The organism is Pseudomonas sp., from assembly GCF_050739995.1.
GTDB lineage: Bacteria > Pseudomonadota > Gammaproteobacteria > Pseudomonadales > Pseudomonadaceae > Aquipseudomonas.
On record NZ_JBOICG010000448.1, the window covers coordinates 1 to 16,010 of the forward strand.

18 protein-coding genes are annotated in these 16,010 nt (G+C 61.5%); 8 read left to right on the plus strand and 10 right to left on the minus strand.

Annotated elements, in window-relative coordinates:
* The 4 genes from ACRESD_RS14945 to ACRESD_RS14960 all read left to right on the plus strand — a co-directional run.
* A partial coding sequence (locus ACRESD_RS14945; RefSeq protein WP_431751623.1) for a polyamine ABC transporter substrate-binding protein occupies nucleotides 1-909 on the plus strand: 909 nt, incomplete at its 5' end.
* Nucleotides 906-2,195 (plus strand): NAD(P)/FAD-dependent oxidoreductase, encoded by a 1,290-nt coding sequence (locus ACRESD_RS14950; protein WP_431751624.1) that lies wholly within the window; start codon nucleotides 906-908, stop codon nucleotides 2,193-2,195. The genes ACRESD_RS14945 and ACRESD_RS14950, both read left to right, overlap by 4 nt.
* A 129-nt stretch (nucleotides 2,196-2,324) precedes the next feature.
* Nucleotides 2,325-3,122, plus strand: a complete 798-nt coding sequence (locus ACRESD_RS14955) for an SDR family NAD(P)-dependent oxidoreductase (protein WP_431751625.1) — start codon at nucleotides 2,325-2,327, stop codon at nucleotides 3,120-3,122.
* Nucleotides 3,123-3,148: 26 nt separating this feature from the next.
* Nucleotides 3,149-3,565, plus strand: coding sequence for an SRPBCC family protein (locus ACRESD_RS14960; protein WP_431751626.1), 417 nt, complete (start codon nucleotides 3,149-3,151; stop codon nucleotides 3,563-3,565).
* On the opposite strand, the gene ACRESD_RS14965 is transcribed toward ACRESD_RS14960, so the two are convergent.
* Both ACRESD_RS14965 and ACRESD_RS14970 read right to left on the minus strand, forming a co-directional pair.
* Complete coding sequence (locus tag ACRESD_RS14965) at nucleotides 3,549-4,055, minus strand: AAA family ATPase (protein WP_431751627.1); 507 nt, start codon at nucleotides 4,053-4,055, stop codon at nucleotides 3,549-3,551. The two genes, ACRESD_RS14960 and ACRESD_RS14965, sit on opposite strands and share 17 nt — an antisense overlap.
* A gap of 42 nt (nucleotides 4,056-4,097) precedes the next feature.
* Nucleotides 4,098-5,132 carry an alginate lyase family protein gene (locus tag ACRESD_RS14970; protein WP_431751628.1) on the minus strand — a complete coding sequence of 345 codons (1,035 nt, stop codon included), beginning with the start codon at nucleotides 5,130-5,132 and terminating at the stop codon, nucleotides 4,098-4,100.
* A 118-nt stretch (nucleotides 5,133-5,250) separates the two neighbouring features.
* On the opposite strand from ACRESD_RS14970, the gene dapF reads away from it, so the two are divergent.
* Entirely contained in the window at nucleotides 5,251-6,054 is an 804-nt protein-coding gene (gene dapF, locus ACRESD_RS14975) for a diaminopimelate epimerase (protein WP_431751629.1), read from the plus strand.
* Here the strand turns inward: dapF and ACRESD_RS14980 are convergent.
* Both ACRESD_RS14980 and ACRESD_RS14985 read right to left on the minus strand, forming a co-directional pair.
* Complete coding sequence (locus ACRESD_RS14980; protein ID WP_431751630.1) at nucleotides 6,042-7,184, minus strand: ATP-binding protein; 1,143 nt, start codon at nucleotides 7,182-7,184, stop codon at nucleotides 6,042-6,044. The genes dapF and ACRESD_RS14980 overlap by 13 nt on opposite strands.
* Entirely contained in the window at nucleotides 7,174-7,989 is an 816-nt protein-coding gene (locus ACRESD_RS14985; protein WP_431751631.1) for an alpha/beta fold hydrolase, read from the minus strand. The genes ACRESD_RS14980 and ACRESD_RS14985 overlap by 11 nt, the downstream gene beginning before the upstream one ends.
* A gap of 130 nt (nucleotides 7,990-8,119) precedes the next feature.
* On the opposite strand from ACRESD_RS14985, the gene ACRESD_RS14990 reads away from it, so the two are divergent.
* The gene (locus tag ACRESD_RS14990) at nucleotides 8,120-9,322 is read left to right on the plus strand and encodes a TPM domain-containing protein (protein ID WP_431751632.1); all 1,203 of its coding nucleotides are present in this window, start codon (nucleotides 8,120-8,122) and stop codon (nucleotides 9,320-9,322) included.
* Between the two features lie 41 nt (nucleotides 9,323-9,363).
* Here ACRESD_RS14990 and ACRESD_RS14995 read toward each other — a convergent pair whose 3' ends face one another.
* Nucleotides 9,364-10,041, minus strand: a complete 678-nt coding sequence (locus tag ACRESD_RS14995; protein WP_431751633.1) for a class I SAM-dependent methyltransferase — start codon at nucleotides 10,039-10,041, stop codon at nucleotides 9,364-9,366.
* A gap of 110 nt (nucleotides 10,042-10,151) precedes the next feature.
* On the opposite strand from ACRESD_RS14995, the gene ACRESD_RS15000 reads away from it, so the two are divergent.
* Complete coding sequence (locus ACRESD_RS15000) at nucleotides 10,152-10,685, plus strand: GNAT family N-acetyltransferase (protein WP_431751634.1); 534 nt, start codon at nucleotides 10,152-10,154, stop codon at nucleotides 10,683-10,685.
* On the opposite strand, the gene ACRESD_RS15005 is transcribed toward ACRESD_RS15000, so the two are convergent.
* The 4 genes from ACRESD_RS15005 to ACRESD_RS15020 form a co-directional block, all read right to left on the minus strand.
* Nucleotides 10,672-11,097 carry a GNAT family N-acetyltransferase gene (locus ACRESD_RS15005; RefSeq protein WP_431751639.1) on the minus strand — a complete coding sequence of 142 codons (426 nt, stop codon included), beginning with the start codon at nucleotides 11,095-11,097 and terminating at the stop codon, nucleotides 10,672-10,674. The genes ACRESD_RS15000 and ACRESD_RS15005 overlap by 14 nt on opposite strands.
* Nucleotides 11,078-11,446 (minus strand): hypothetical protein, encoded by a 369-nt coding sequence (locus tag ACRESD_RS15010; RefSeq protein WP_431751635.1) that lies wholly within the window; start codon nucleotides 11,444-11,446, stop codon nucleotides 11,078-11,080. Before ACRESD_RS15010 ends, ACRESD_RS15005 begins: the two co-directional genes overlap by 20 nt.
* Before the next feature lie 94 nt (nucleotides 11,447-11,540).
* Complete coding sequence (locus tag ACRESD_RS15015) at nucleotides 11,541-12,032, minus strand: GNAT family N-acetyltransferase (protein WP_431751636.1); 492 nt, start codon at nucleotides 12,030-12,032, stop codon at nucleotides 11,541-11,543.
* Between the two features lie 175 nt (nucleotides 12,033-12,207).
* Complete coding sequence (locus ACRESD_RS15020) at nucleotides 12,208-13,623, minus strand: purine-cytosine permease family protein (protein ID WP_431751637.1); 1,416 nt, start codon at nucleotides 13,621-13,623, stop codon at nucleotides 12,208-12,210.
* Nucleotides 13,624-13,873: 250 nt separating this feature from the next.
* Here ACRESD_RS15020 and ACRESD_RS15025 point away from each other — a divergent pair, with 250 nt between their 5' ends.
* A complete protein-coding gene (locus tag ACRESD_RS15025; protein WP_071483848.1) occupies nucleotides 13,874-14,785 on the plus strand; it encodes a LysR substrate-binding domain-containing protein in 912 nt (303 codons plus the stop codon).
* 137 nt (nucleotides 14,786-14,922) lie between these two features.
* Here the strand turns inward: ACRESD_RS15025 and argE are convergent.
* On the minus strand, nucleotides 14,923-16,010 hold a 1,088-nt coding region (gene argE / locus ACRESD_RS15030), incomplete at its 5' end, for an acetylornithine deacetylase (RefSeq protein ID WP_431751638.1).

Genomic DNA, 16,010 nt, shown 5'->3' on the forward strand with positions numbered 1-16,010 from the left:
ACCCTGGAAGGCAAACTGCTCGCCGGCCGTACCGGCTACGATGTGGTGGTGCCGTCCAACCACTTCCTGGCGCGCCAAGTGAAGGCGGGTGCGTTCCTCAAACTCGACCGCTCGCAGTTGCCCAACTTCAAGAACCTCGACCCCAAGCTGCTCGCACTGCTGGAGAAAAACGACCCGGGCAATGCGCACTCGGTGCCGTACCTGTGGGGCACCAACGGCATCGGCTACAACGTCGACAAGATCAAGCAGGTGCTGGGCGTCGACCATATCGACTCATGGGCGGTGCTGTTCGAGCCGGAGAACATCAAAAAGCTCAACCAGTGCGGCGTGGCCTTCCTCGATTCGGCGGATGAGCTGTTCCCGGCGATCCTCAATTACATGGGCAAGGACCCGCGCAGCGAAAATCCCAAGGATTACCAAGAGGCCGAAGCCAAGTTGCTGACGTTGCGGCCGTACATCACTTACTTCCATTCCTCCAAGTACATTTCGGACTTGGCCAACGGTGACATCTGCGTGGCATTCGGTTATTCCGGCGATGTATTCCAGGCCGCCAACCGCGCCAAGGAAGCCAAGAACGGGGTGAACATCGCCTATTCGATTCCCAAGGAAGGTTCCAACCTGTGGTTCGACCTGCTGGCGATTCCCGCCGACGCGAGTAACCCGAAAGAAGCCCACGCGTTCATCAACTACCTGCTCGATCCCGAAGTGATCGCCAAGGTCAGTGCCTCGGTGGGGTATGCCAACGCCAACCCTGCAGCCAAGCCGTTCATGGCGCCGGAGCTGGTGAACAACCCTGAGGTGTACCCGTCCCAGGCCGTGCTCGACAAACTCTATATTTCCACCACGCCGACCCCGGCGACCATGCGCCTGATGACGCGCGCCTGGAGCAAAGTGAAGACCAACAAATGATGCAGTCCAATGACCACGCCCAGTCCTACTACCGGGCGACGGCCAATGCTATGCCTGAGCGTCCTGCACTGGGCGCTGATCTCATCGCCGATGTCTGTGTGATCGGCGGTGGGTTCACCGGCGTCAACACCGCCATCGAACTGGCCCAGCGCGGGCTCTCGGTGATCCTGCTGGAGGCCCGGCGCATCGGTTGGGGCGCCAGCGGGCGCAATGGCGGGCAGTTGATTCGCGGGATCGGCCACGACGTATCGGGGTTTGCCAAGTACGTGGGCGAGGAGGGTGTGCGTTATCTGGAGCGGGCCGGTATCGATTCGGTGGCGCTGGTGGGAGAGCGTATTCGCGAGCACAGCATCGACTGCGACCTGCGCTGGGGCTTTTGCGAGCTGGCCAACACCCCGGCGCAATTCGCCGCGTTCACGGGTGAGCAGGACAGCTTGGCGAAGCTGGGCTATCAGCATGAAACCCGTCTGGTGCGCCCCCAGGACATGTCCCAGGTGGTGGGCTCCACGGCCTATGCCGGTGGCCTGGTGGACATGGGCTCCGGGCATTTGCATCCGCTCAATCTGGTATTGGGTGAGGCCCAGGTGGCCGAGTCCGTCGGGGTGCGGATTTTCGAGCACAGCCCGGTGCAAGAGTTGATCCACGGCGATACCGTGCAAGTCCGTTGCACGGGCGGTACGGTGCGCGCCGCGCACTTGGTCTTGGCGTGCAACGCACACCTGGATGAACTGGAACCGCGCCTGAGCGGCAAGGTGCTGCCGGCGGGCAGCTACATCATCGCCACCGAACCGCTGAGCGAGGCCATGGCCCGACAGCTGATCCCGCAAAACCTCGCCCTGTGCGACCAGAAAGTCGGGCTGGATTACTACCGCCTGTCAGCTGACCGCCGCCTGTTGTTCGGCGGCGCCTGTCACTACTCGGGACGCGATCCAGCCGACATCGCCGCCTATATGCAACCGAAGATGCTCAAGGTGTTCCCGCAGTTGGCCGACAGCGCCATCGAGTTCCAATGGGGCGGCAAGATCGGTATCACCGCCAATCGCTTTCCCCAGGTCGGGCAACTGAAGCAGCATCCCAACGTGTTCTATGCCCAGGGTTATTCAGGGCATGGGCTTAACGTGACCCATTGGTGCGCAAAACTATTAGCCGAAGGCATTCACGCCGGGCAGAGCAAAGGCCTGGATGTCTTCAGCCAGGTGCCGCACATGACCTTTCCGGGCGGCAAGCTGCTGCGTTCGCCACTGCTGGCGCTGGGCATGCTGTGGTTGCGGTTGCGGGAGTTGTAAGCGGTAAGACCTTGCAGGACTCAAGTCGGTCTCAGTATGTCTTGGACGGTCCGATTTTCGCCGTCTAGGATCAACTCAACGGTCATAACAGACCCAGAGCCTGTCTGAGCCAACTTGAGGAATTCGAAGATGAACATTGATGTAAGTGGAAAAGTCGCCATCGTCAGCGGCAGCACCGCCGGGATCGGCCTGGGCATCGGCCAGGCCCTGGCGCAATCCGGCGCCACCGTGGTGGTGATCGGGCGTGACGCGGGCAAGGTCGACGCGGCGCTGGCGAGCATTCGCCAAGTGGTGCCGGGTGCGCAATTGCGTGGGCTGGTGGCCGACCTCGGCACGGCTGAAGGCGCAGCGACACTGTTTGCCGCCGAACCGCGCGCCGACATCCTGGTCAACAACCTGGGCATCTTCAATGATGTGGACTTTTTCGACGCCCCGGACAGCGAGTGGACGCGCTTCTATGAGGTCAACGTGATCTCCGGCGTGCGCCTGGCGCGGCATTATGTGCCGGGTATGGTGACGCAGGGCTGGGGCCGGGTGATCTTCGTGTCTTCGGAGTCCGGTGTCGCGATTCCGGCCGACATGATCAACTACGGCGTGACCAAAAGCGCCAACCTGGCGGTGTCCCATGGCTTGGCCAAACGCCTGGCGGGCACGGGGGTGACGGTCAATGCGATTCTGCCAGGGCCGACCTTCACCGACGGCCTGGAGCAGATGCTCAAGGACGCCACGGCCAAATCCGGGCGCAGTGCCCGGGATGAAGCGGATGTGTTTGTGCGCAGTGCGCGACCAACCTCGATCATCCAGCGCGCGGCCAATGTCGATGAAGTGGCGAACCTGGTGGCGTACATTGCGTCACCGCTGTCGTCTGCCACCTCCGGTGCCGCGTTGCGGGTCGACGGTGGGGTTGTGGACAGCATGGCGATCTGAATTTTTTCTGATGTGGAGTATTTCTCGTGGCAACAGCCTCTTCTGTGATTGAAATCCCGGTATCGGCCGATCAGGTCTGGCAATTGGTCGGCGGCTTCAACAGCCTGCCAGATTGGTTGCCGTTCATCGTCAAGAGCGAGCCGGCTGACGGCGGGCGCGTGCGCCATCTGCAAACCGCCGATGGCGGGGTGGTGGTCGAGCGCTTGCAGGCGTTTGATAACGTGGCGCGTACCTACAGCTATACCATCGAGCAGTCACCGTTTCCGGTGTCTGCTTACCTGGCGACCTTGCAGGTTGAAGCCTTGAGCGATACATCGGCGAAGGTGACCTGGTCCGGCGTATTTACCCCGACAGCAGGCACCACGGATGAGCAGGTCGAGGCATTGTTTGCCGGTGTCTACAGCGGTGGGCTTGAGGCACTGCGGGCTAATTTCCCAGGCTGAGCCGTTCGAGGATCAGGGCGACTGATTGAGCCGGCGTGACGCTCGCGGTGTCGAGGGTCAGTGGCGGCTGAGTCCAGGCTGTGTATTCGTGGGCCGTCACCGACTGCCAAGTCGGTGGCACCAGCCCGGGAATATCGCCCACCCGGGTTTCTACACGGCGTTGGTGTTCCTGCCGATCTGAGCAGATCACCTGGATGTCGAGCAGTTCGACGCCCGCTGCCGCTGCCACGTCCCGCCAGGCTTGGCGGCTTTCTTCGAGCGGATTCACACAGTCGGCGACGACCCGATGCCCCAAGCGCAGATTGCTCAGGGCCAACGTATTGGCCACGTGGTAGCCGCTGGCACCCACATCGTCCGCCAGTACCGCAGCCTCGCGCAGCGCCTGCTCGATCACATCGATACGCAAATACACCGCACCCGTCCGGCGGGCCAGTTCCCGGGCAATCGTGGTCTTCCCGGTGCCGGGCAGGCCGCTGAATACAATAAGCATGGTCGATCCTTCGAAGAGTAAGCGCGGCCAGTCTAGCGGTGTCTACTTCAAATAGCAGGCCGTGATCCAGTCCGCCGGCTTTTCTGCCAACTGCTTGGCCACCGGCAGGTAACGGCTGTCCAACTGCGCCGCCAGCCAGAACAGCGTGGCGCTGCTCTTGGGTTGCCAGGTGCCGCTGTAGCCGGCTTCACCGACGTTGGCGCGGTCTTTGTCGAATTGCACATGGGTGTGCACGAACTCTTGATGGCTGCGCTGGCCATTGGCATAGGGCACCAGCCAATCCAGCGCGGCACCCAGTGAAGCGCCATTGGCGCTGAGCTTCAACCAGTCGCCACCGATGCCGTAGGGTTTGGCGGCCAGTGCGGCCTGTACCAGGGGTTCGAGGTCGTAGACCACGTAGTGCAGGGCATCGCGGTCCTGGAAATCGCTGACTGAGCCGTCGGGCAGTACGTTGTCGGCGATTTGCTGTTTGAACAGCTGCAACGCCTGCTCCAGCATCGGGCGGTCCTCCAGTGCGGCGGCGGCCACGGTGACCAGCTTGACGCGATGGCTCTGCCAGTTGTTGGTCTGGGTGCCTTTCTTCTGTCCGTGGAATTGCTGGATATGCGCGATGTAACCGTTGCCCAGGGTGCGGATCAAGCGACGGCTGGCATCGCGGGTTTCCAGGCCCAGGTGGTCGGCGGTGAGCGCGTAGGCGCTGATCAGCATGTCGAGGTTGGTTTCGTCGATCGGGTTGAAGTCCGGTTGATACACATCGGCCCAGGCGGCCAGGTAGTTGTCAACTTGCTTGAGGTAGCGCGGGTCGCCACTGATGCGCCAGGCCAGCGCGGCCTGACGCATGACCGGCCAGTCCTTTTCGGCCGCGATGCTTGGCTCGCGGATGCCCTGGTTCGGCAATGTGCCTTCGGTGTGCAGATGGGGCAGCGGGTTGGGGGTGTCACCCAAGTGCCGCTGCGCGGCGGCCAGCAATGCCTTGGCGTTAGGGCTGGTAGCGCCAGGCTGGCAGAGGTTGGCGGCCATGGCGGCGTGGGAAAACAGAGCCAGCATTGCGGTGAGGGCGAGGGTGGTGTTTTTCATAGAAAGCTCGGCTGGGCTGGAACACGATTACGCTAGCACGCGGCTGGATCGGGTTTGATGAAACTCCGGTCAACTCAGTATGCTGGTGCTCTCCGCCTGCTTGCCTACTGGATTGTCCATGCCCTTGCCGTTCGTGAAGATGCACGCCCATGGTGATGATTTCGTCATCATCGACCGCCGTGGCCAGGACGACCCGATCACTGCGCAGGTCGCCCGTCGCCTTGGCAATCGCCATACCGGCATTGGCTTTAACCAGCTCGCCGTGGTGCTCGACTGCGAGGATGCCGCCGCGCGCATTCGATTCTGGAATGCCGACGGCACACCGCTGCAAACCTGCGGCAGCGCCACCCGTGGCGTGGCCGACCGCTTGATGCATGAAGCCGGCACGGATTCGGTGGTGTTACGTACCGACCGAGGGTTGTTGACCTGCGTGCGCGTCAGCGGGCAGCGCGTGTCGGTGGACATGGGCGCGCCTTCGCTGGACTGGTCGGCCGTGCCGTTGGCCGAGGCGATGGACACCCGCTTACTGCCAATCGACGGCCACCCGGCCGCGTGCAGCATGGGCAACCCGCACTGCACGTATTTTGTCGACGACATTGTCGCCATCGATGTGGCTGCGGTTGGCCCGACGCTGGAGGTTCACCCGTTATTCCCGGCCAGGACCAATGTGCACTTCGTGCAAGTGCTCGACCGCAACCATATCCGCCTGCGCATCTGGGAGCGTGGCGGCGGTGTGCCGCAGGGTTCCGGTTCGTGTTGCTGTGCAGCGGTGGTCAACGGGATTCGGCGTGGGTTGCTGGATGATACGGTGGCCGTGCAGTGTGACGGTGGCACGGTGACGGTGCAGTGGGACGGGCAGGACGGGGTGATATTGACCGGTCGTGTCGAGCCGATCATGCAGGGCAGTGCCTACGTGCTTTGAAATGTCACGGTAAAGGTCGTACCACCGCTCACGCACGACTTCACTGCCACATCTCCACCGTGCACCTTGGCCAGCTCACGCACGATATACAGTCCCAAGCCCACGCTGCGCACCTCGCTGCCCTGGTCGGTGCCTCGGGTCATGGGTTCGAACAGCCCCGCCAGCAGGGCTTCGGGAATGACCGTGCCGTGGTTGTGTACCGCAACGAGGCAGCCGTTGTCATCCAGGCGTGAAGTGATGGTGATCGGCTGCAGCAAATCGCCATACGCCACACTGTTAGCCACCAGGTTGCCAATGATCTGCTGCACGCGGTCGGCGTCCAGGCTAGCGATGCCGCGGCCCTCGGCCTGGTGTACCAGCGTGGCCTTGGGGAACGCCACGCGCAGCTCATCCACAGCGCGGCGAATCACGCCGTGCAGGTCCAGCGGCGCCGTCTTGATGGTGATGCCCTGGCCGACCCGGGCCTGGGTGAAGTCCAACAAGTCGGCGATCATGCGCTGGGCGCGTTCGGAGGATTGGCTGATATGGCCGAGTAGCTGGTGCTCTTTGGCCGTGCGTTCGTCACGGCTGAGAAACCCGGACGCCATGCGGATGGCCGTCAGGGGGGTTTTCAAGTCGTGGCTGACAATCGCCACCATTTGCTCGGCAAACAGGGCACGACGTTGGGCAATGGCATACGCTTCGCTCAGCTCGGCCTGGGCGTTTTGCAACGCGACTTCGGCCGCGGTTTTTTCCTGCAACAGCGCTTCGGCCAGCTTGCGCGCGTTGAGCAGTTCGCGCTCGTACTTGTCTCGGTCGGTGGTGCCGAACAGGGCCAGGTCGTACACCACGCCGTCAGCCAGTTCGCGCTTGATACCGTTGAGTAGCACGGTCACCTTGTGCCCGTCGCGGTGCAGGAGGTCGAGTTTCACTTCGGTGACGCTGCCGTGCATACGCAGCATCGGTGCCAGATGGGTCTGGTGGAAAATCCGTCCGCCTATGGTCAGCAGGTCCTGGAAACGTCGGCCACGCAATTCGCTGTCGCTGAACCCAAGCCAGTCGCTGAAGCGTGCGTTGGTGTGCACCAGGGTGCCGTCCTCGGCGGTGACGGCGAGGGCACAGGCGGCGTTGTCGAACAGGTCAGACAGCATCGGCGAGGGTCCACGGCGCCAGGAACGTTTCCATTGCCGCCGCACAGGCCAGTGGGGCGCTCATATGCGGGCAATGGCCGACGTTATCCACCAGGCAATAGGTGCTGTTGGGCAGCACGCTGTGCAGGTATTCGCCCACGGCAACCGGAGCGATCAGGTCGTCGCTTGATTGCAGGATCAGCACCGGTACGTTCAGGCCGAGTACGTCCTGGCGGTTGTCCGACAGGAAGGTGACACGGGCGAATTGCTTGGCGATGTCCGGCTCGGTGCGGCAGAAACTCTCGGTTAGCTCTGAACTGAGGGCTGGTTGGCCGGGCGCTCCCATTATCACTGGCGCCATGGTGCTGGACCAGCCGAGGTAGTTGCTGTCGAGGGTGTCGAGCAAATCGTCGATGTCGCTGCGCTTGAAACCGCCCACGTAGCCATCGGTATCGATATAGCACGGCGAGGGGCCGATCATCACATGGGCGGCAACGCGCCCGGGCGCCAGGCGGTCGGCGAGGGTGCCGATCATTGCGCTGACCGAGTGGCCCACCAGAATCACCGGGCCTTGGGCATAGGCGTCGATGATTTCATTGAGATCACGGGCGTAGCCGTCCAACACGCTGTATTTGTTTTTATCGAAGGCACTCAGGTCCGACAGGCCGGCACCTACCAGGTCGTACAGCACCACGCGGAAACGCTCGAGAAAATGCGGGGCCAGGTAATTCCACATCGCCTGGTTGCAGCCAAAACCATGGGAGAACACCAGGGTCGACGGGCCATTGCCCATCACGCTGACATTGTTGCGGTGGCGTAGGTTCATGGATGGGCTCTCGATTATGGCGTATTGCTATGTATGCGGCAGTGTAGATAGTCGCGTGCCGTGGGTCACGCCTTATAGCGTTGATAAGGTAAAGTCGGCGCCTTCAGGAAGAAACTTCAGGTAACAAAGCATGGTGGTGATTTTGCGGCAATCCGTTGTGGGCCTGGTGGCACTGCTGCTCGTTGGCCTGCTGAGCCTGGCCCAGGCCGACACGTCACCCATCGGCGTGGCCCTCGACCAGCGGGTGATTGACCTCACCAACACCCTCGACGCGGGCACTACAGCCGGTCTGAAACAACAACTGACTGCCGTCGAGCAGCGCAAAGGCGCACAAATCGCCGTATTGCTGGTGCCCACCACGGGCGGTACGAGCATCGAGGACTATGCCAACCAACTGTTCCGCGCCTGGAAATTGGGGCGCAAGGACGTCAACGACGGCATCCTGCTGGTGGTGGCCAAGGATGATCGCAAGGTGCGTATCGAGGTGGGCTATGGCCTGGAAGGTACCGTCACCGACTTGCTGGCCCATCGCATCATCGAAGAACACATCACCCCGGCGTTTCGCCAGGGGGATTACACGGGAGGCGTGCAGCAGGCGGTCAATGATTTGATTGTGTTGGTGGACGGTGGCGACTTGCCCAAAGTGGCAGGGCCTGGCCTGAATCCCCAAGCGGTTGCGGTATTGCTCGCCTTCATTTTTGGCGGCGTCGGCGGAGTATTGATGGCCGCTGGCAAACTGCGCTGGCGCAAGGCGTTGATTGCGACGGTGGTACTGACGCTGCTGGTGACGTTTTTTACCGGTGGCCGGGAGTGGTGGGCAAACCTGTTCATCCTGCCAATGACCCTGTTGATCGCCGGCGCCACGTTCGGGGCGTTATGGACGGCACGCACGGTCTTTTACGGCGTGGTTGGGTTACTGGCCTACATCGTGGGGTTGTTGGTGGTGGACCACTGGTATGTCGACGTCGACTTTATCCATTGGTTGGCGTTGCCACTGGGAGCACTGGCCGTGATAGGGGCTTACTGGGTGCTCTGGATGGTCATGAGAAGCGCCTGGAGAACCAGCCGAGCCGGTTTTACCGTGCGGTTGTGCGCAGCGGCGGCGGTGTATGTGGCGGCCGGGCTGATCGCGGACGCGGGCCGCGACGGATGGCTCGTGGCGTTTCCGATTGCTTCGTTTGTGGCCTTGTTCATCTTTGCCAAGACTGCCACGGGTGCAGGGTCGGGTTCGAGCGACGAGAGCAGCTCGAGCTCCAGCGACTCCAGCTCCAGCAGCGGTTCGTCCGGTGGCGGTGGTTCCAGCGGCGGTGGCGGGGCGTCGGGCAGTTGGTAGCGCAGGGCGACTTGTAGTGAGCGGGCTTGGAGTCATCCCACTTAGTTTGGCTTGTAGCCCACCCACCCTTTGAAACTGAAGCCGGCATAGAACAGCTCGACGCCTTCAAACCCGGCTTCCCTCATCAAGGCCGCATCCGCCTCAGGCGATAGCACTGGCAGTTTCTCACTGATTGCCACGATCGCCCGTTCGGCATCGGCTACGGGCACACCCGAATCCACCGCAAACGCCGCATAGCGCTTCAACCAGCGGGCTTTCTCTGCTGGCGCCTGGGGGAAACTGTGATGCGCCACAATCAGCGGCGCCCCTGGCAGTAGTCGTTGCCACAATGCCTTGAGGGTATGCAGGCGCTCCTCGGCGGGGATGAAGTGCAAGGTCAGCAAACACGTGGCCCCATCAAACGGCTCCAGCGGCGCGCTATCGATATAGCCTTCATGCAACTGCACACGCTCATTCAACGGCCCCAGCGTCGCCTCGGCCAGCTTCAACATTTCGGCCGACGGGTCTACCCCGACAAAACGCCAACCCGGTTCGGCCTCGGCAAAACGCTTCAACTCCAGGCCGCCACCGGCGCCCAGCACCAGCACATTGCCGCTGGCCGGCACGTTCTCACGCAGCAGCAGGGTGGTCATGCGTTGCAGCCCCTCGAAACCCGGCACCAGGCGCACAGGGCCTTCGGCGTAGCGGGCGACGGCATCGGGGTCGGAGAAAAAACTCATGGGGAGGCTCCTGCGATGTGGGCGGTGGCTAAACCCTACTGTGGTGAACCCGTAGTGGCAACATTCATGGTAAAACGTCGATCCTCACCAGCCCTCGTTCAGGAAGCTCGATGTCTGCCATCACCCTTCGTCCCGCCACGTTCGACGACGCCCTGTGCATCGGCGTGCTGGGCATGCAAGTGTTCCTCGACACCTACGCTACCCAAGGCATTCGCCGCTCGATTGCCAATGAGGTATTGCAAGCGTTTGCCCCGGATGCGATCACGGCATTGATGGCGGAACCCGGCACTGCGCTGGTGGTTGCCGAGTCCAATCAGCACTTGGTCGGCTTCGCCCAGATCAAACTCAACGCCGGCCATCCGATGATCGAGATGCCCGATATTGCCGAGCTGCAGCGCCTGTATGTCCAGGAGCGCTTTACCGGCCTGGGCATCGGCTACCAACTGCTGCAAGCGGCGGAGCAGTATGCCGCGCAAGAAGGCGCTTCGATGCTGTGGGCGACGGTGTGGGTAGGCAATGAGCGCGCGCTGGGGTTCTACCCTCGGCGTGGGTATGTGGTGCTGGGAGCGCCGACCTATACCTTCCAAGGGGAGACCCATGGCAATCGGTTGTTTGGTAAGCGCCTGAGCGTCACAACGGCTTAGACAGAAACACCCGACTGCTGCCCGCTGGCTCACACGGGATTTCACCAAAGCGCACCCAGCCATGTTTTTCGTAAAACCCTGGCGCCTGGAAGCTGAGGGTGTACAGCACCGCATGAGCGCAGCCGCGACGCCGGGCTTCATCTTCAAAGGCGTGCAGCAACTGGCTGCCCAGGCCCGAACCACGTAGCGATTCGGGCAGGTGGAACAGGTCAAGAAAGGCCACGCCCAGGCTGGTTTTACCGGTGATACCGCCGAGGATCGCCTGGGTGTGTGGGTCTTTGATCAGCACGGTCAGTGGCTGGCGGTCGTTGAAGCCAGTGGTGGCTTCATTGAACGCCGCCAAGCCGTTGCCGAGGATGCGCTCGGCCTCGGGGTTGGGTTGGTCGCTGATTTCAATGCGCGGTGGCTTGATCATGGGGCGTCTCGGTTGGGGTTCCTGCCACTTTAGCCCGCGCGGAGGCTTCTTCTTCCAATGCCTTCTCCCGAGCCGCCAAGCGCTCCTTGGCCATGTCCTCTTCGCGCTGCTTCTGGTCGCGCTGCATTTGCGCTTCCATGTCCTTCATTCGCTGGCGGCTTTCCTCTTGTGTCTGACGTATCTGCTCTTGCATCTGCCGCGAGCGCTCCGCAGAACGCTGCTCGGCTTCGCGTTGCAACTGATCGTGGGAGGAATTGAGGATGTGCTCAATGTCTTTACCCGTGGCGCCGAATGCAACCGGCACTAGGGCCGTCAACGCGACGGTCATCAAAGAAGAGGCAAACAAGCGGCTAATCCGTTTCCTGGACATCAAGGCATTCCGAGTCAATTCGTGGTGCCTTGTTGGACGCTGCCAAAAGGATTAGTTCCCAGCGTGGCTATTAAAAAGCCATCACCATTTCATGCCACGCCATTCCACCGTGATCCGAAGGCGAAGGGCGCACATAGGTATAGCCCATACGCTGGTACAACGGCACATGCTGCTCCTTGCACATCAAATGAATCGTCTGCTTGCCCATGCCGCGCATGCGCTGCACAAACTCAGTCATCAACGCCTTGGAATAGCCCTTGCCCTGATGCGCCGGGTCGACCACCACCGACATGATCACCACATTCGGCGCCTCGGCCGAATGCCCCACCAACTCCTTGAACGCCTCGTCCGACATCACCACCTCGTGGGCGCAGCCAGAGTTGATGAACCCCACCACCTCGCCATCGGCCTCCAGGATCAGAAAACCTTGCGGATACCGGGCAATGCGCGTGGCGATCTTCTCCAGGGTGGCGGCTTCATCGCCCTCGTAGGCGCTGATTTCGATTTCAAAGCAGCGTGCGGCGTCAGCGGGGAGGGCGTTGCGAAAGGTAAGGGCGGGCATGGGAATCCTGGGACGTTGAGCGAAAGGCCACATGATAGGCATCGGGTGAGGACACCGCCAGCCACACTGCCGCCTTCGCGGGGCTCCCACACGTTGATCACCGTGATCCCCTGTGGGAGCTGTCGAGCTTTAGCGAGGCTGCGAAGGCAGAGGGACAGACGCCCTCAAACTCCATTCAGACCCCACCCACCAACTTCCCTCCATCCATCCTTCTTTTGTAAGCACTGTCACGACTCGCCAGCCAGAAATACAACGGCGACGTCACCACCAACCCCACCACCCAGGACAAATCCGCCCCGTTGATGTGCGCCGAGATCGGCCCCACGTACAGCGGCGTGTTCATGAACGGAATCTGCACCGCAATCCCCACCGCATATGCCAGCAGCGCCTGTGGGTTGTATTTGCCATAAATCCCGCCATCCACCCGGAAGATCGAGGCAATGTCGTACTTGCCCTTATGGATCGCATAGAAGTCGATCAGGTTGATCGCCGTCCACGGCACCAGCACCACCAGCAGCACGAGCACCATGTCGACGAAGTGACCGATGAAGTCCTTGGAGGCAAACACCGCTGCAATCGCACACGCGGCCAGCACCAATGTCGAGATCACGGCGCGGCTTTTCGCGGTGGGGATCCAGCGGTACGCAAAGGTCTGGATCAGGGTGATGATCGACAAAACGGCGCCGTATAAATTGAGCGCGTTGTGGCTGATCACGCTGAGCAAGAACAGCACCAGCATCAATGGTCCGATGGCGCCGGTGGCGAGTTTGACGGCGTCCATGGTGTCCATGCCTACCGGCGTTGCGAGGACGGCGACGGCGCCGAAGATGAAGGCCAGGCTGGAGCCCAAGGCGGAGCCCAGGTAGGTAGTCCAGAACGTCGACGCTACGGGTACATCGGCCGGCAGATAGCGGGAGTAGTCGGATACGTAGGGCGCGAATGCGATCTGCCACAACGCCGCCAACGACACCGTGGCCAGCCAACCGGAAATGTTGAATTCACCACGGGTCAAAAAGTCGGTGGTCTGCACGTGGGTGAAGATGTAGCCAAAACCCAGCACGATACCGGCGCCGAGCACCCAGGTGCCGATGCGGTTGAGCACGTGGATGAAGCGGTAGCCGATAATGCCGATGATGCCGGAGCCGATGGCGCCAATGACGATGCCCACCGGGACAGGCACGCTGTCGACCACACCGTGCAGGGATTTACCCGCCAGCACGATGTTGGAGGCAAAGAAGCCGATGTACATGACGCCAGCAATCACCACCACCAGCAGCGCGCCGAGGGAGCCGAACTGGGCACGGCTCTGGATCATCTGCGGGATGCCCATCTGCGGGCCCTGCGCTGAGTGCAATGCCATCAGCACGCCGCCGACCAGGTGGCCGACGAGAATGGCGACAATGCCCCACAGCAGGTTCAGGTGAAACAGTTGTACGCCGAGTGCACCCGTGACGATCGGCAACGGCGCGATGTTGCCGCCGAACCATAGGGTGAACAGGTCTCTTACCTTTCCATGGCGGTCTTCCGGGGGCACGTATCCAATCGTGTGTTTTTCGATAAGCGGGGCGGAGGATGTTGCAGTGGTGACCATGACGAGCTCCAAGGCAAGGTGAGTACGTTGACGTACTTCGCTGTGCGCCGCACGGGCGGCGCTTTGTTGTTGGAGTGATCATCTGCAATGGGCGCAGGGAGGTAAATTAGTAAGTTTGTTGCTATAGACCTTAAAAAATATAGCTCACGGCGGATTATGCTCCGGTATGTTGCATGCACTTGAATCCCTGTGAAAAAGCCGATTTTCACGCACTTGTTTGGGGCGAAATCCCACGTTTCTGGAGGTCCCGATGGCTGCTTATAACCTGCGCCAGCTCAGATATTTTGTCACCACGGCCGAGTGCGGCAGCGTCGCCGAGGCGTCGCGCAAGCTGTATATCGCGCAGCCGTCGGTTTCTACCGCGATCAAGCAGTTGGAAGACAGCTTTGGCGTGCAGCTGTTTATCCGCCATCACGCCCAGGGTGTGTCACTCACCCCCAGCGGCGCGCGGTTTTATCGTAAGGCCTTGGAGTTGTTGCGGGTGGCCCATGAGTTCGAGCAGAACGCACTGGCGGACAATGACGTAGTGGCGGGGCAGATCGATATTGGCTGCTTTGAGACCGTGGCGCCGTTGTATCTGCCGCGCTTGATCGCCGGCTTCAAGGCGCGTTGGCCTGGGGTGGAAATCCGTATTCGCGATGGCGAACAACAAGAGCTGGTACAGGCGTTGACGGCGGGCAGTATCGATATGGCGATGCTGTTCGAACACGACCTGGGCGGCACGATCGAGACCACGCCGTTGATGCCGCCGCAGCAGCCCTATGCATTGCTGCCGGCGGATCACCGTTTTGCGCAGCAGGCCAAGGTGTCGTTGGCGGACCTGGTGTTGGAGCCCATGATTCTGCTGGATGTACTGCCGAGCCGGACTTACTTCGTGAGCATCTTTGAAGAACGTGGCTTGACGCCGAATATCGTGTTCAGCTCGCCGTCGATCGAGATGGTGCGGGGCATGGTGGGGAGAGGGTTTGGCTTTTCGATTCTGGTGACCAAGCCATTTACCGAGTACACCTATGATGGGCAGAAGGTCGTGTGTGTACCGCTGGCCGAAACGGTGACCGGCTCCGGCCTGTCGGCAGTGTGGCTGCGCCGGGCGCCGTTGACCAAACCGGTGCAGTTGTTTGTGGATTATTGCCGGGAAGAGCTGGCACGTTTACTTGGGTAGAACACAGCGCAAAATGTGGGAGGGGGCTAAACCTGCTACGGCCAAACTCTTGTAGTGAGCGGGCAAGCCCGCTCACTACAGTTAGGGCTTGCTTCCTCCCACATTTGTTCTGTGTTGTTTGGTGAGGCCAGTTCGGCTCAGGTGCGAATCGAGTCGAGCATGCGCAATAGCATGGCATCACATCCCGCCAATTGCTTCACACTCACAAACTCATCCGGCTTATGCCCCTGGTCCATACTTCCAGGCCCGCACACCACCGTGGGAATCCCCACCGCGTCAAACAACCCACCCTCGGTGCCGAATGCCACGGTGCCGAAGTCCCGTGAGCCGGAAAACGCCGCAATCAGCTCTGCCGCCTGGCTGCGCTCATCGGTGACCAACCCTGGGTATGCCGACAATTCGGTAAACCGAATCGAGCTCTGCTTGCTGACGGCCTGCATGCGCGGCAATACCTGTTGCAGGGCATAGGCTTGCAGTTCCTCGGCCACTTCCCCCGGGTCCATCGACGGCAACGCGCGCACTTCAAAATCGAACCGGCAGTCAGCCGGCACGATATTCAGTGCCTTGCCACCTGCGATCACCCCGGTCTGCACCGTGCTGAACGGCGGGTCAAACCTCGGGTCCTGCTGCTCGCGCAGCCGTTGCCCAATCCGCCCCAGCTCGCCAATCAGGTCGGCGGCATGCTCGATGGCATTCACGCCATAGGGCGCATAGGCCGAATGGCACGCCTCGCCATGCACATCGCAACGCATCGCCAGTTTGCCTTTGTGGCCGAGCACCGGTTTCAGCTCGGTCGGTTCGCCGATGATGCACAACATCGGCTGCACCGGCCGCTGCTCCAGCACCGCCAGCAATGAGCGCACGCCCAGGCAACCGACCTCTTCGTCATACGACAAGGCGATATGCACGGGGATGCGCAACGTAGCCTTGACCAGCTGCGGCACCAGCGCCAGCACGCAAGCGATATAGCCTTTCATGTCGGCAGTGCCGCGGCCAAACAGCTTGCCGTCGTGCTCGGTCAACTCAAACGGCGGCATTGTCCAGGGCTGGCCGTCCACCGGCACCACGTCGGTATGCCCCGACAACACAATGCCCGGCAGTTCCACTGGGCCGATGCTGGCGAACAGGTTGGCCTTGCTGCGTTCGGCGTTGTAGACCAGCTCGCAGGCCACGCCAAAACCCGCCAGGTAATCGCGCACGAACTCGATCAGATGCAGGTTGGACT

What these genes read in the sequence shown, in the direction of transcription:
- ACRESD_RS15025 (WP_071483848.1), top strand. Translation starts at nt 13,874, where the DNA reads ATGGCTGCTTATAACCTGCGCCAGCTCAGATATTTTGTCACCACGGCC.
- ACRESD_RS14995 (WP_431751633.1), bottom strand. Translation starts at nt 10,041, where the DNA reads ATGAGTTTTTTCTCCGACCCCGATGCCGTCGCCCGCTACGCCGAAGGC.
- dapF (WP_431751629.1), top strand. Translation starts at nt 5,251, where the DNA reads ATGCCCTTGCCGTTCGTGAAGATGCACGCCCATGGTGATGATTTCGTC.
- ACRESD_RS15015 (WP_431751636.1), bottom strand. Translation starts at nt 12,032, where the DNA reads ATGCCCGCCCTTACCTTTCGCAACGCCCTCCCCGCTGACGCCGCACGC.
- ACRESD_RS14955 (WP_431751625.1), top strand. Translation starts at nt 2,325, where the DNA reads ATGAACATTGATGTAAGTGGAAAAGTCGCCATCGTCAGCGGCAGCACC.
- ACRESD_RS14950 (WP_431751624.1), top strand. Translation starts at nt 906, where the DNA reads ATGATGCAGTCCAATGACCACGCCCAGTCCTACTACCGGGCGACGGCC.
- ACRESD_RS14980 (WP_431751630.1), bottom strand. Translation starts at nt 7,184, where the DNA reads ATGCTGTCTGACCTGTTCGACAACGCCGCCTGTGCCCTCGCCGTCACC.
- ACRESD_RS15000 (WP_431751634.1), top strand. Translation starts at nt 10,152, where the DNA reads ATGTCTGCCATCACCCTTCGTCCCGCCACGTTCGACGACGCCCTGTGC.
- ACRESD_RS14965 (WP_431751627.1), bottom strand. Translation starts at nt 4,055, where the DNA reads ATGCTTATTGTATTCAGCGGCCTGCCCGGCACCGGGAAGACCACGATT.
- ACRESD_RS14970 (WP_431751628.1), bottom strand. Translation starts at nt 5,132, where the DNA reads ATGAAAAACACCACCCTCGCCCTCACCGCAATGCTGGCTCTGTTTTCC.
- ACRESD_RS14985 (WP_431751631.1), bottom strand. Translation starts at nt 7,989, where the DNA reads ATGAACCTACGCCACCGCAACAATGTCAGCGTGATGGGCAATGGCCCG.
- ACRESD_RS14990 (WP_431751632.1), top strand. Translation starts at nt 8,120, where the DNA reads ATGGTGGTGATTTTGCGGCAATCCGTTGTGGGCCTGGTGGCACTGCTG.
- ACRESD_RS15020 (WP_431751637.1), bottom strand. Translation starts at nt 13,623, where the DNA reads ATGGTCACCACTGCAACATCCTCCGCCCCGCTTATCGAAAAACACACG.